General features: G+C 39.1%; 15 protein-coding genes. 7 read left to right on the top strand and 8 right to left on the bottom strand.

Going from position 1 to position 12,514, the window contains the following annotated elements; translation table 11 throughout:
- From metG to V5N63_RS04845, 3 genes are all read left to right on the top strand, one after another.
- Positions 1–333 (top strand): methionine--tRNA ligase subunit beta (gene metG, locus V5N63_RS04835; RefSeq protein ID WP_332033037.1); only part of this gene is annotated, 333 nt, incomplete at its 5' end.
- A gap of 122 nt (positions 334–455) precedes the next feature.
- Positions 456–1,331 carry a DUF4349 domain-containing protein gene (locus V5N63_RS04840; RefSeq protein ID WP_332033038.1) on the top strand — a complete coding sequence of 292 codons (876 nt, stop codon included), beginning with the start codon at positions 456–458 and terminating at the stop codon, positions 1,329–1,331.
- A 52-nt stretch (positions 1,332–1,383) separates the two neighbouring features.
- Positions 1,384–1,788, top strand: coding sequence for a hypothetical protein (locus V5N63_RS04845; protein ID WP_332033039.1), 405 nt, complete (start codon positions 1,384–1,386; stop codon positions 1,786–1,788).
- Between the two features lie 47 nt (positions 1,789–1,835).
- On the opposite strand, the gene V5N63_RS04850 is transcribed toward V5N63_RS04845, so the two are convergent.
- The 4 genes from V5N63_RS04850 to dnaA form a co-directional block, all read right to left on the bottom strand.
- Complete coding sequence (locus V5N63_RS04850) at positions 1,836–2,213, bottom strand: hypothetical protein (RefSeq protein WP_265143259.1); 378 nt, start codon at positions 2,211–2,213, stop codon at positions 1,836–1,838.
- A 63-nt stretch (positions 2,214–2,276) separates the two neighbouring features.
- Entirely contained in the window at positions 2,277–2,975 is a 699-nt protein-coding gene (locus V5N63_RS04855; protein ID WP_332033040.1) for an SAM-dependent methyltransferase, read from the bottom strand.
- Positions 2,976–2,981: 6 nt separating this feature from the next.
- The gene (locus V5N63_RS04860) at positions 2,982–3,443 is read right to left on the bottom strand and encodes a low molecular weight protein-tyrosine-phosphatase (protein ID WP_332033041.1); all 462 of its coding nucleotides are present in this window, start codon (positions 3,441–3,443) and stop codon (positions 2,982–2,984) included.
- Between the two features lie 94 nt (positions 3,444–3,537).
- The gene (gene dnaA / locus V5N63_RS04865) at positions 3,538–4,992 is read right to left on the bottom strand and encodes a chromosomal replication initiator protein DnaA (protein WP_332033042.1); all 1,455 of its coding nucleotides are present in this window, start codon (positions 4,990–4,992) and stop codon (positions 3,538–3,540) included.
- Positions 4,993–5,125: 133 nt separating this feature from the next.
- On the opposite strand from dnaA, the gene V5N63_RS04870 reads away from it, so the two are divergent.
- Entirely contained in the window at positions 5,126–5,542 is a 417-nt protein-coding gene (locus tag V5N63_RS04870) for an acyl-CoA thioesterase (protein ID WP_088468643.1), read from the top strand.
- Here the strand turns inward: V5N63_RS04870 and pepE are convergent.
- Positions 5,539–6,231, bottom strand: a complete 693-nt coding sequence (pepE, locus tag V5N63_RS04875; protein WP_332033043.1) for a dipeptidase PepE — start codon at positions 6,229–6,231, stop codon at positions 5,539–5,541. The genes V5N63_RS04870 and pepE overlap by 4 nt on opposite strands.
- 206 nt (positions 6,232–6,437) lie before the next feature.
- Here pepE and V5N63_RS04880 point away from each other — a divergent pair, with 206 nt between their 5' ends.
- From V5N63_RS04880 to pheA, 3 genes are read left to right on the top strand one after another with little or no spacing between them, the layout of a single operon-like run.
- Positions 6,438–8,198, top strand: a complete 1,761-nt coding sequence (locus V5N63_RS04880) for a discoidin domain-containing protein (protein ID WP_332033044.1) — start codon at positions 6,438–6,440, stop codon at positions 8,196–8,198.
- A 49-nt stretch (positions 8,199–8,247) separates the two neighbouring features.
- Positions 8,248–8,784, top strand: coding sequence for a hypothetical protein (locus V5N63_RS04885; protein WP_332033045.1), 537 nt, complete (start codon positions 8,248–8,250; stop codon positions 8,782–8,784).
- Complete coding sequence (gene pheA, locus V5N63_RS04890) at positions 8,781–9,620, top strand: prephenate dehydratase (protein ID WP_332033046.1); 840 nt, start codon at positions 8,781–8,783, stop codon at positions 9,618–9,620. Before V5N63_RS04885 ends, pheA begins: the two co-directional genes overlap by 4 nt.
- Positions 9,621–9,625: 5 nt before the next feature.
- Here the strand turns inward: pheA and V5N63_RS04895 are convergent, their stop codons facing one another.
- The 3 genes from V5N63_RS04895 to V5N63_RS04905 form a co-directional block, all read right to left on the bottom strand.
- Positions 9,626–10,093 carry a T9SS type A sorting domain-containing protein gene (locus tag V5N63_RS04895; RefSeq protein WP_332033047.1) on the bottom strand — a complete coding sequence of 156 codons (468 nt, stop codon included), beginning with the start codon at positions 10,091–10,093 and terminating at the stop codon, positions 9,626–9,628.
- A gap of 48 nt (positions 10,094–10,141) precedes the next feature.
- Complete coding sequence (locus V5N63_RS04900; RefSeq protein WP_332033048.1) at positions 10,142–11,551, bottom strand: M1 family metallopeptidase; 1,410 nt, start codon at positions 11,549–11,551, stop codon at positions 10,142–10,144.
- Between the two features lie 78 nt (positions 11,552–11,629).
- Positions 11,630–12,514: replication-associated recombination protein A (locus V5N63_RS04905; RefSeq protein WP_332033049.1), on the bottom strand; the 885-nt coding region annotated here is incomplete at its 5' end.

Below are 12,514 nucleotides of genomic sequence, written 5' to 3' on the forward strand. Positions count from 1 at the left end.
ATGAAAGACGAAATTCAGTTTGATGATTTCACCAAAATAGATTTAAGAACAGCCACCATTCTTACCGCTGAAAAAGTGGAAAAAGCGGATAAATTATTGAAATTTACCGTAGATACAGGCGTTGATGTAAGAACCGTGGTTTCAGGAGTTGCAGAAAGCTTCACTCCCGAACAATGCGTGGGAAAACAGGTCATGATTCTACTGAATCTGGCCCCGAGAAAAATCCGCGGGATAGAATCTCAGGGAATGTTACTTTTAACCAACAACGCTGATGGAAAACTGGTATTTGTAACGCCGGATGAAACCGTAGAAAACGGTGTCGAAATCGGGTAAGACAAATCATATTCTTCAAAAAAAATAAGACGCACTTTTCTGTGCGTCTTATTTATTAAAATGATCTCAGCAACTTTAAATTTTTATACATTTATAAATACAAATCCAATTTCTATTTCAAAATGAAAATATCCACCCTATTTTTCGCTCTATTTAGCATCATCAGCTGTTCAAAAACTGATCCTTATGCAGTAAATACTGAGGTAAACGCTTCTCTCATGGAAGTGATTCCGGAAGACGCCGCTGCTAACCAAAAATCAGCTTCTGTAAAGCCAGATAGTGCTCCAGCCAAAAATGACAGCATTGCTAAAAAGATCATTAAAAACGGGGAAATGGGAATAGCTGTTGCCCATATTAACGATGCTAAACTGAAGGTAGACGGCATACTGCAAAAACAAAATGCATACACCCAAAGCGAAACCTTCAGGAATACAGAAATTTCAGAAGAACTGGATCTCGTAATTCGTGTTCCTTATCAGAATTTCGATCAGCTGATCTCTTCTTTTTCAGAGGGTATTGGCGCAGTTGAATACAAAAATTTTTCCTCTGAAGATGTGACTGAAGAATATACAGATGTCGCCATAAAACTCGAGAACAAAAGGATTTATCTGGAAAAATACCGCGATCTGCTGAAGAATGCAGCAACTACAAAAGACATGCTCGAAATCCAAGAAAACATCCGCAAGCTTGAAGACGAGATTGATGTTGCAGAAGGCAGACTCCGTTTCATTGACGACCGAGTAAACTACAGCACCCTGCGCCTAAGCCTCACTAAAGAAAAACCCAGAAGTTCTGTAACATCTAAAATCGGTTTCGGAAGCAGATTTTCAGATTCCGTCGCACAGGGGTGGAATATTTTTGTAAGTTTTGTACTGGGTCTTATTTCCTTTTGGCCGTTCTTTATCCTCGCGCCTTTTGTCATCATATTTTACCGAAAATGGCGGGCCCGAAAAAAAACTACTGTTAATGATTCTTCTCATCCAAATAATGAAAGCTGAAAAATATAAACAGGATTAAAAAATTGTAATTTTGTTGTTTAAAATGAGCATCATGAAAAAATTAAACATCTTTTTACTTTCTTTAATTGCGGTCACTGTTTTTATAGCCTGCGGAACAAGAGAAGATGAACTCTCGAACGAACAGTTTGTAGGAACCTGGCACTGGGCAGCTACAACAGGCGGAATCGGAAATATTAATGACACTCCGTCAAGCACGGGGATTCAGCGTACCATCACTTTTACAGATGCCTACATTTATACCGTTAAAGAAAATGGTGCAACGGTGAGCGAAGGAACTTACAACCTTTTAATAGAAGTTACGCCAAATGAACACAAAGAAAAACTGTTTATCGATTTCTCGAATTACCCCGACGTTTTTGTTGACGGTATCGACTCTTCAAACCTCTACCTCGGCGATCATACCAACGATGGATATTCTTACCATTATAAAAAATAAAAAATGCGGTCAATAATTGACCGCATTTTTGTTTAAATTCTTACCGATTATTCTCCGAAATGTTTTTTCACTGTTTCCAGAACCTGTTCGTCACTCATTTGCTGAGCGGTATCCAGGGTAATTTTAAGGTTTTTGAATTGTGCCGTATCATGAAGGAAACTTTTCAGTTCTTCCTGAATCGTTCCGGGACCGGTAACATATACTTCTTCGGAATTGGTTAAAAGATGGGCAATCTCCTTGAAGAATTTTGCCTTGTTCGTCTGTTCCGCGTTATTGCCCGCATTCTCGCTGGAATTACCGTGCTGTACAACAGCTTTCACAGGTGAGCAAAGAAAAAATTTAAAGGCATTCTGCGCATCATGATTTTTTACGACTACCGCTTTGTGCTGGTCAAGCCAAAGGCCTGCTAATTTTTTATCTGACATAGTAATTTATTTTCGTAAGTCAGCTTCAATAATAATGCAAACACGCTGTTAAAGGAAGTTAAACTATTTACCCAGAACGAAAACAGCGGGAATTTTATGAAGTTCCGGCTTGTTTTTCTGCCAGTCTTTGATGCTTAGCGTTTTGATAAATTCCTCATTTGGATCATTGATATTGGCCGCGATACAAAGCCTGGCATTCGGTGCGAGGAATTTACACAGATCTTCAAAAAGCTGATTGTTCCGGTACGGAGTTTCCATGAAAATCTGCGAATAGCCCGTTTTCTGAACCTGATTTTCCAGATACTGAATTCGTGATTTCTTCTCAGACTTATCAATCGGAAGGTACCCGTGAAACGTAAATTCCTGACCATTAAAACCACTTGAAATCAAAGCTAAAATAATCGAAGAAGGCCCATTAATCGGAATAATTTTGATGTTATTTTCGTGACACCATTTCACCATGAGATTTCCCGGATCGGCGATACACGGGAGTCCGGCTTCAGAAAGCAAACCGAAATCTTGTCCGTTTTTCATTAATTTTTGAGCTTCCTTTAAATCTGCAGATTCAGAATATTTATCGAGAAGAAAGAGCTTCAGATCAGCCTGCTTTTTTTCAGGTGCAAAAAACTTAATGACTTTTCTGGCGGTTTTTTCGTTTTCTACGAAGAAATAATCGGTCTTCAGGATATATTCTTTAATTGCAGGCGCGAAATATGCAATGGGTGAATTTTCGGAAAGGTAAGCGGGAATTAGGAAAAGCATTTAGAATTAATTTTGATTGTTAAGGAGCTTTGATTTAATCTTTTCGGAGGCTTGATCCAGCAACTGATAAACTTTTTCAAAACCATCCAAACCGCTCCAGTAGGGATCGAAAACTTCATAATTGTTCTCGGGAATTTCTGCCGCTTCCAGAAACAGCGAAATTTTTCGGCGCTGTTCTTCGTTTTTTGCCATCGAAATCACATCTTCATAAACGCTTAAATCCATGCAGTAAATTTTATCGAAATCTTCTAAGTCTGTTTTTGTAATAGGTCGCGACCGCTGTTTTCCAATCGTAATTCCGTGATTTTCGGCAGTTTCAATCGCGCGTTTGTCGGGATGTTCGCCTTCGTGAAGGGAAATGGTTCCGGCCGAATCGATAACAAAATTTTCAGTGAGTTTTGATTTTAAAATACCTTCAGCAAGCGGACTTCTGCAGATATTGCCGAGACATACAACAAGGATTTTCATGTGGTGTTATTTTATTTGAAGCCTTCAAAATTAAAATAAAAAAAGAAGGAATTCAAAAAACCCCTTCTCTTCTTATGATTAATATATGGCAAATCTACTGTTTAATTTTTTCGGTAAGTTCTTTTACGTACTTTTTTAGTTCTTTATCGATTTTAGATACGTCTTTTATTGTATCGCACGCGTACATTACAGTTGAGTGGTCTTTTCCGCCCATTTCCTCGCCAATTTTGGTAAAAGTAGCGTTGGTAAATTCTTTTGCAAAATACATCGCAAGCTGTCTCGGCAAAGCGATTTCTCTTTTTCTGGTTTTCGATAAAAGCTGCTCTCGCTGGATGCCGAAATATTCGCAAACCACTTCCTGGATATAAGGGATATTGATCACCTTTTTCTGGTTGGCTGCAATTTTATTGATGGTTTCCTTTAAAAGATCAAGACTCAACTCAGATTTATAAATCGTGGAATACGCGATTACTGAATTGATAACACCGATCAGTTCACGAACGTTGGTTTTTACTTCAGACGCAAGGAAATCGAGCATATCTTCCGTTAAAACAATTCCGTCGCGGCTTAGCTTATCAACGATGATTTTTCTTCTGGTATCAAAATCCGGAGATTTAATTTCTGCAGAAAGTCCCCACTTGAATCGGGAAACAATACGATCCTGAATATCGAGAATATCAACCGGCGCTTTATCTGAAGTTAAGATAATCTGTTTGCCGTTCTGGTGCAGATAATCGAAAATATGGAAGAAGCTGTCCTGCGTAGATTTCTTACCTGATAAAAACTGAATATCATCGATAATCAGGACATCAACCATTTGGTAGAAATTCGCAAATTCGGTCTGTTTATGAGCTTTCGCAGCAGATACAAACTGCTGAATGAATTTTTCTGAAGATAAATAAAGTACCACTTTGTCCGGAAAAGCATTTTTCACTTCAAGACCAACAGCGTGGCCCAAGTGGGTTTTCCCTACTCCGTAACCTCCATATAAAAACAGCGGGTTGAAGGCAGTTGCGCCCGGTCTTTTGGCGATAGATTTTGCTACAGTGGCAGCAAATTTATTGCTTTCGCCTTCCACATAATTGTCAAAAGAAAAATCGGCTTTCAGGTTAGAGTCGATATTCACCTTCTTCATTCCGGGAACTACAAAAGGGTTGATGAGATTTGCAGAAAATGAAGGTGGAAGCGTTTCCTGTACTTTTGGCGTCGCAATACTCTTACCCTTTACATTCATGGTAATGGGTTTTTCCTGACCGCTCGGCTTGTTTTCCATGACGGAATACCAAAGCTTAACTCCTTTACCCAAATTTTTTTTCAGTGCAGCAGAAAGCAGGGATAAGTAATTATCCTCAATGTATTCTTTGTAAAAATCACTCGGTACCAACAGGGTAAGGTTATTGCTCACCAAAGATACCGGCTGCACATTGTCGAAAAGTAAATCAAACGAGTTTTCGAGTTTTTTAAGGTCAGTATTGTCTTCTGCTGCGTTGAGGTTATCCCTCATGAACTGGAGACACTTTTCCCAAATAAGAGTTAAATTTTCATTCATTTTCGTTCTGCAATTACCTGCAAGTGTTTAATTTTAGTGGGAAGACAAATATCGAATTTTAAATTATGATAAAAAAATTTTTGTGCTATTGGTTATTTAAAAATATATTTGTATGATTGATTTAAGTCTTAAAATGATACACACAACACATTCATTACGAGTACGTTACGGAGAAACAGATCCCATGAAATACGTTTATTACGGGAACTATGCGGAGTACCTGGAAGTGGCCAGAGTTGAACTTTTTCGGGAGCTCGGAATTCCTTATGACGAGATTGAAAATCAGGGCATTTGGTTACCTGTTTCGGAGTTTAGCATTAAGTATCTGAAGCCAGGTCTTTATGATGAAATTCTCGAAATCCATACCTACATTAAAAAACTCCCAGGCGTACGAATTGAATTTGAATACGAAATTTATAACAGTTCTAAAGAAAAGATTACGGAAGCAAAAACCACCCTCTTTTTTCTCGACGCCAAAAAGAACAAAGTGATAAAATGTCCGGATTTTTTAATGGATCTTCTTGTAAAAAGATGGGCAGAACCCGCTTAAAGTTCTGTACCGGGAGCAATTTCGTACGTTTCCTTATTTTTCTCGAAAATACGGGTTAATTCTTTACCTTCCACAGTAATTTTCTGTCCAATTTTCCGGATCCAGTTACCTTCCCGCAGGCCTACAACTTTAGTATTGTTCTGGGTGAGAAATTCTTTAATTCTCGTTTCGCGCGTTTCGCCGTTGTGCTTCAAATCCGGATTCGGATCCAGATAATGCGGATTGATGTTGAACGGAACAAGTCCCATACATTCAAAACTAGGCGGATAAACAATCGGCATGTCGTTCGTGGTTTTCATATTCAGTCCGCCAATGTTCGAACCGGCACTGCAGCCAAGGTATGGCGTCCCGTTCTCAACATTTTCCTTTAAAATTTCCATGAGATTTTCTTCATGAAGCGTTTTCACTAAAAGGAAAGTATTACCTCCGCCGGTGAAAATCCCTTTTGCGTTGTTTACCGCTTCAATTTTATCTTCAAACTCGTGCAGGCCTTTCACTTTTATATTAATTTGAGTGAAAAATTCGCGCGCTTTCTCGGTATATTCTTCGTGTGAAATGCCGCCGGGTCTCGCGTAAGGGATAAAAATAATTTCATTCGTTTCGCTGAAAAGATTTTGAATTTCTGACTTTAAATATTCAAGATAATTACCTCCGAAGAGCGTCGATGTTGAAGCAAGGATAATATTCATAGCGCAAACTTATAAATTATTTAATTCCAAAAAAAACGCTTTCTCAATATTTAAAAAGCAGAAAAAATTCGGAAGTAAAAGCATAACCCTAAAATTCAATTTTTTCATTTATAAAAAAGTCCGTGCTTTCGAGTGCGGATTTTTATTTTACGTTCTGTTTTCTTAGGTTTAATACTTAACTTTGAATTTTTCCTAAAAAATTTTCTATGAAATATTGCTTTCCGTTAGGGGTTATTCTTTTATTTCTGATGAATTTCAGTTTTGGCCAACAAAAAACATATTGCAATCCCATTAATATCGATTACGGGTATACGCCATTTGAAGTATTTTCAAAACAGGGAAAACACCGTGCTACAGCAGATCCGGTGATCGTCAATTTTCAGAAAAAACTTTTTCTTTTCTCAACCAATCAGGAAGGCTACTGGCACAGCGATGATATGCTGAACTGGAAATTCGTGTCCCGAAAATTCCTGCGCGACGACAAATATATTCACGATCTTAACGCACCTGCAGCCTGGGTAATGAAAGACACCCTTTATGTTTACGGTTCCACGTGGGAATCAGATTTCCCGATCTGGAAATCGACCAATCCTACAAAAAATGAGTGGCAAATTGCAGTCGACACCTTAAAAGTAGGCGCCTGGGACCCTGCATTTCATTATGATGAAGATAAAAACAAACTTTATCTCTATTGGGGATCAAGCAACGAATGGCCGCTTTTGGGAACTGAAGTGAAAGCGAAAAATCTTCAGTCCGAAGGTTACGTAAAACCCATCCTGCGTTTAAAACCCGAAGATCATGGCTGGGAAAGATTTGGCGAATATAACGACAATGTGTTCCTGCAACCGTTTGTAGAAGGAGCCTGGGTCACAAAATACAAGGACAAATACTATATGCAGTACGGCGCGCCCGCTACCGAATTCAGCGGATACGCAGACGGAGTTTATGTATCTAAAAACCCATTGGAAGGTTACGAATACCAACAGCACAACCCCTTCTCTTACAAACCTGGGGGCTTTGCCCGTGGTGCCGGCCATGGCGCGACTTTTCAGGATAATTACGGAAATTACTGGCATGTGTCCACCATTTTTATTTCTACCAAAAACAATTTTGAAAGACGGCTGGGCATTTGGCCGGCAGGGTTTGATAATGATGATGTAATGTACAGCAACACGGCCTACGGCGACTACCCTACCTATATTCCCGAATTTGCACAGGGTAAGGATTTCACCAAAGGTTTATTCACCGGCTGGATGCTGCTGAATTACCAGAAACCAGTCTCTGCCTCATCAACTTTAGGAGGTTATCAGCCTAATTTTGCGGTAGACGAAGACATTAAAACCTATTGGTCTGCAAAAACAGGAAATTCCGGAGAGTGGTTCCAGACCGATTTGGGCGAAATTTCTACCATTAATGCAATTCAGATCAATTACGCAGACCAGGATGCAGAATTTATGGGCAAAACTTTAGGTAAAATACATCAGTATAAAATTTATAGCTCCAATGACGGCAAAAACTGGAAGATTTTAGTCGACAAAAGCAAAAACAACACCGATGTTCCGCACGATTATATCGAACTGGAAAAACCTGCAAAAGCAAGATTTTTAAAAATGGAAAATCTAAAAATGCCCACCGGCAAATTTTCTTTAAGCGGTTTCAGAGTTTTCGGAAACGGTGGTGGCGAAAAACCCGGTAAAGTTGAAAATTTTGTTCCGCTACGCGCTGATCCGAAAAAATTTGGCGAACGAAGAAGCATCTGGATGAAGTGGAAACAAAACGAAAAAGCGGACGGATACATGATTTACTTTGGCAAAACCCCGGATAAACTATACGGAAGCATTATGGTGTACGGTAAAAACGAATATTTTTTCACTGGTGCCGACCGCACAGATGCTTATTATTTTCAAATCGAAGCATTTAATAACAATGGCATTTCCGAAAGGTCGGAAGTTTTTAAATCAGAATAATTAATCGCTAAATCTCACGTTCTTCCATTACAATTTCTACATTTGTTCTATGAAAAATTTTCTCCTCCTATTGATCCTGTTCTCCGTTTTCTGCTTCGCACAGCAAAATTCATTAAAACAAACTACAGGAATTTTTCCACTGTATGTGGTTGATGGTATGATCGCGAATGAGGCACAGCTGAAAGCATTTACCTCAGCAGAAATCTTATCAGTAAGCGTTTACAAATCCGATAATTTACCTGATAAGCTTTCTCCTTTCAGCAATTTCAGCACCGAAGGAATTATCGATATTACGCTGAAAAACAATTCAACGCTTCCAACCGTTTTACTCTATCAGATGAACATGGAGCATCGACTGCAGGAATCTAATGCGGTTTACATCAACAGAATTTTAGTGAAGAGTAACCATATTAAAATACTGAAAAACGCAATTATAGAGACTGAAATTATTGATGACAACGGACAGCATTTCCTCAACATCTGGACTTTAACAAAAGAAGAACGCAGCGGAATTGTAAAAAGAACCGGTGGAATAAAAATTAATCCCAAGGACAGAAGTAACATTAAAAACGTAATCCTGAAATGAAGATTGCATACCTCGGTCCACAGGCAAGTTTTACCCAACTCGCCGCATCACAGATTTTCCCCGAAAACGAGTTGATTGCGGAATCGAGTATTTTAGACTGTTTCAATGCCGTGAAAAACGGTGAGGTTGATAAAGCGGTGGTGCCGCTTGAAAATTCTATCGAAGGAACCGTATCCATGACACTGGACTATCTGTATGATTTCGAAAACATTTTCATCCAAACCGAAGCCATAATGCCGATTTCGCACCAGCTGATGATGCATCCCGCAAACGAAGATTTCTCTAAAATCATTTCGCATCCACAGGCTTTAGCTCAAACATTTCATTTCAGATTCAATCATTATAAAAATACGCTGACCCAGGACTACAGCTCTACCTCAGCTGCCGCAAAACTGGTTTCTGAAAACCCTCAGGAAAAATGGGCCGCAATTGCCAATTCCTACGCGGCGAAACTATATGGCTTGAAGGTCATCCACAAAAACATTCAGGATTTTGAGCAAAATCACACCAAATTCATCATAATTTCTAAAAAAAGAACCTCTTTAAATCTCAATTTCCCTAAAAGTTCGGAAAAAACTTCGCTTTTGGTAACACTTCCGGAAGATCATGCCGGAGGCTTGCATCAGGTGTTATCTGTTTTTGCCTGGCGGAAAATGAACCTTTCCAAAATTGAAAGCCGCACGATGAAAAAAAACCTGGGCAATTATTTCTTCTTTATCAATGTAGCCAGCGAATGGCATCCCGTTTTATCAGAAAATGCGCTGGAAGAGCTGCGGTTATTTGGCGCAGACGTAAAATTCATCGGGCATTATAACGAGTATATCCTGGAGGATTAACTTTTTTATTCCTTCACGAATTTGAAACTTTTAGCATTGATTTTCAGAAAATAAGCACCCACTTTTAACCTGGAAACATCAATAGTTTGGGAAGGGCTGTATTTGCCTTTTCTGATCAGTTTTCCATCGGTTGAAAAAATTTCAAAATCAGAAGTTTTTTTGATTCCTTTCATATTCAACCTATCACTCACTGGATTTGGGAAGAGCATCACCTCATTTTCCGAAACCGATTCCGTGGATAAAGCATCATCAAAAACTACCATTGAGTTTTTTTCAATGATTTGTTTCTCATAATTGAATTCAACATTTACCACCTGAAAATTCAATGGTTTTGAAAATAACTGTGCGTTTGATGTGTTTTCTAATACCAACAAAGCGGTTTCACCATTACTTCCGGTAACTTTTACAGGCAAAGGCATTTCAAAAAAACTTACAGACGGGTCACTTTGCGTTTGCGAAACCAAAAAATTCATATCCAGATTTGCAGACTGCTTCCATTTAATTTGGTACGTCGGGTAACCTTATCCGTAAATCCAGTCGTTAAAAAAACCAGTGAAATCTCTTCCTGTGGAAACCAAAATCTGATTTTTGAAATCTTCGGTTTTCGCGTAACTGTAAGCAAAAGCAGGATTTGCCGCATAATCTTTCAGAAGCTGATAAAATGCTTCATCACCTAAAATCCACTTCATCATCCGCAAAACATAGCCGCCTTTCACATAGGTAAGTCTTCCGCTGAAGAGCACCGGAATATTCGCCAAATCGCTGTCGTCAACATACACACTTCCATTTGGCTGACTTGTGATAACGTTCATTTGGTTCGCGAGATAATTCATAAATTCAGAGTGGGTCATCAGGTTTTTTTCATTGACTAATTGTTCCCCGAAGGTCGCAAAACCTTCATTAAGCCAGATGTCATTCCAGGCGCCACAGGTTATTTTATCACCAAACCATTGGTGTGCAAGTTCGTGAGCGATGGTAGATTTCGCGAAAGAATTCATCGACGACATCGTTTGATGTTCCATTGCAGCGCCGTTTACCGCAAATTCCATGTGACCGTACTTTTCGGCGGCAAAAGGATAAGTTCCGAAATGATTTTCAAATAAAGTCATTGCGGTTTTAGTCCATTCGATATTATCCATCACTCCAGAATTAGCATTGGTCGACGGATAAAGATAATTCACAAAAGGAAAACTGCTATTTCCGATGACATCATTAATTTTATTGAAATTACCGATCGAAAATGCTACCAGATAAGCCGCCATGGGATAATTGGTTCGCCAGAAGGTAAGTTTTTTGTTATCAGGAAGCAAAGTTTCAGACATCAATTTACCGTTTGATGCAACGCTGTATTGGTTGGGTGTGGTAATTTTAATGTCGAAACGGTCGATTTTGTCGTTCATGCTCTGTTTTGTCGGAAACCAGTTCTGCGCGCCGTAAGGTTCCGAGAGCGTTGATAAAACCGGGCTTCCGTCGTGCGTTCCCATATAAAAAGACGTTCTTCCGGAATTATCGGGCGCACCGGAATAGTGTATCGTAATAGAATCCAGCGTATTTGATGGAAGTGAAGCCGGAAAATCGACCTTCAGTTCTTTGGTCGTTAATTGCTGAAAATTAAGATCTGTACCATGATATGTAACTTTTGAAACTGGCAAAAGATTGGTAAAATCAAAATAAATTGAAGACATATTCTGGTTTGTCAAAAAGTGAGACGTTACCGTGCCTGAAATCTGAAAAACCGCCGGATCCAAAAACACCTCCATTCTTTGATATTGAAGATCATAATTTAAAGTATTGGGGTTAACATTAAAATCAATCATCCGCTGATATCTGCCCATTTCCTTGCTCATCAAATCTTTGTTTCCCGAAATAAGCTGCGCCGGAATCTGAATAGAGAAAAGGAGGAAAATCATTAAAAAATAAATCTTTTTCATCACACGAAATTTAATTTAAAGATAAAAAAAACACCTGACAATCAGCCAGATGTTAAATTATTTTTAAAATTTCAGAGCTTAATATTTATCTTTCCATTTTCTTTTAAGCTCTTCCCGTATTTTATTTTCGGTGGAATTATTTCCGGGTTCATAAAATTTGGTTCCGGAAATTTCTTCGGGGAGAAATTCCTGATCTACAAAGTTTCCTTCGTGCGAATGCGCATATCCGTAATCTTTACCGTAATCCAAATCCTTCATCAGTTTGGTTGGCGCATTTCTCAGATGGAGCGGAACAGGTAAATTTCCGGTTTGCTTTACCTTTGCAATTGCATCATTAATCGCAACGTAAGTGGAATTACTTTTCGGAGAAACCGCAAGATAAACTGCTGTTTCGCTAAGAATAATTCTTGCCTCAGGATTTCCGATGACATTGATGGCCTGAAAACAGTTGTTTGCCACCGTAAGCGCGTTCGGATTGGCCAAACCGATGTCTTCAGCAGCCAGAATCAGCATTCGCCTTGCGATAAATTTGATATCTTCACCACCAACCAGCATTCTGGCGAGCCAATACACCGCACCATTGGGATCAGAACCGCGCATGGACTTGATGAAAGCCGAAATAATATCGTAATGCTGCTCGCCGTTTTTATCATAAAGCGCCATGGTTTCCTGCAGCACTTCAAGCACATCTTCGTTGGAAATTTCCTTTTTCTTCGAATTTTTAAAGTTATTCAGTACATTTTCTACGGAATTGATGAGTTTCCGTGCATCGCCGCCAGAATACTGAATAAAGGCTTCTTTGTCTTTTATTTTGAATTCGGTGTTCTCTTTTTCGTTGTATTTTGTCAGAGAAAGTTCTGCCAGTTCTGCCAGTTTTTCATACCTCAGAGATTTTAAAACGTAAACCTGCGACCGCGAAAGCAAAGCCGAAACCACTTCGAAACTCGGGTTTTCGGTCGTAGC

Source organism: Kaistella sp., from assembly GCF_032060305.1.
Classification (GTDB): Bacteria; Bacteroidota; Bacteroidia; order Flavobacteriales; family Weeksellaceae; genus Kaistella; species Kaistella yananensis.

Coding starts and splice junctions, on each gene's coding strand:
- V5N63_RS04840 (WP_332033038.1), top strand. CDS start 456: ATGAAAATATCCACCCTATTTTTCGCTCTATTTAGCATCATCAGCTGT.
- V5N63_RS04845 (WP_332033039.1), top strand. CDS start 1,384: ATGAAAAAATTAAACATCTTTTTACTTTCTTTAATTGCGGTCACTGTT.
- V5N63_RS04850 (WP_265143259.1), bottom strand. CDS start 2,213: ATGTCAGATAAAAAATTAGCAGGCCTTTGGCTTGACCAGCACAAAGCG.
- V5N63_RS04855 (WP_332033040.1), bottom strand. CDS start 2,975: ATGCTTTTCCTAATTCCCGCTTACCTTTCCGAAAATTCACCCATTGCA.
- V5N63_RS04860 (WP_332033041.1), bottom strand. CDS start 3,443: ATGAAAATCCTTGTTGTATGTCTCGGCAATATCTGCAGAAGTCCGCTT.
- dnaA (WP_332033042.1), bottom strand. CDS start 4,992: ATGAATGAAAATTTAACTCTTATTTGGGAAAAGTGTCTCCAGTTCATG.
- V5N63_RS04870 (WP_088468643.1), top strand. CDS start 5,126: ATGATACACACAACACATTCATTACGAGTACGTTACGGAGAAACAGAT.
- pepE (WP_332033043.1), bottom strand. CDS start 6,231: ATGAATATTATCCTTGCTTCAACATCGACGCTCTTCGGAGGTAATTAT.
- V5N63_RS04880 (WP_332033044.1), top strand. CDS start 6,438: ATGAAATATTGCTTTCCGTTAGGGGTTATTCTTTTATTTCTGATGAAT.
- V5N63_RS04885 (WP_332033045.1), top strand. CDS start 8,248: ATGAAAAATTTTCTCCTCCTATTGATCCTGTTCTCCGTTTTCTGCTTC.
- pheA (WP_332033046.1), top strand. CDS start 8,781: ATGAAGATTGCATACCTCGGTCCACAGGCAAGTTTTACCCAACTCGCC.
- V5N63_RS04895 (WP_332033047.1), bottom strand. CDS start 10,093: ATGAATTTTTTGGTTTCGCAAACGCAAAGTGACCCGTCTGTAAGTTTT.
- V5N63_RS04900 (WP_332033048.1), bottom strand. CDS start 11,551: ATGAAAAAGATTTATTTTTTAATGATTTTCCTCCTTTTCTCTATTCAG.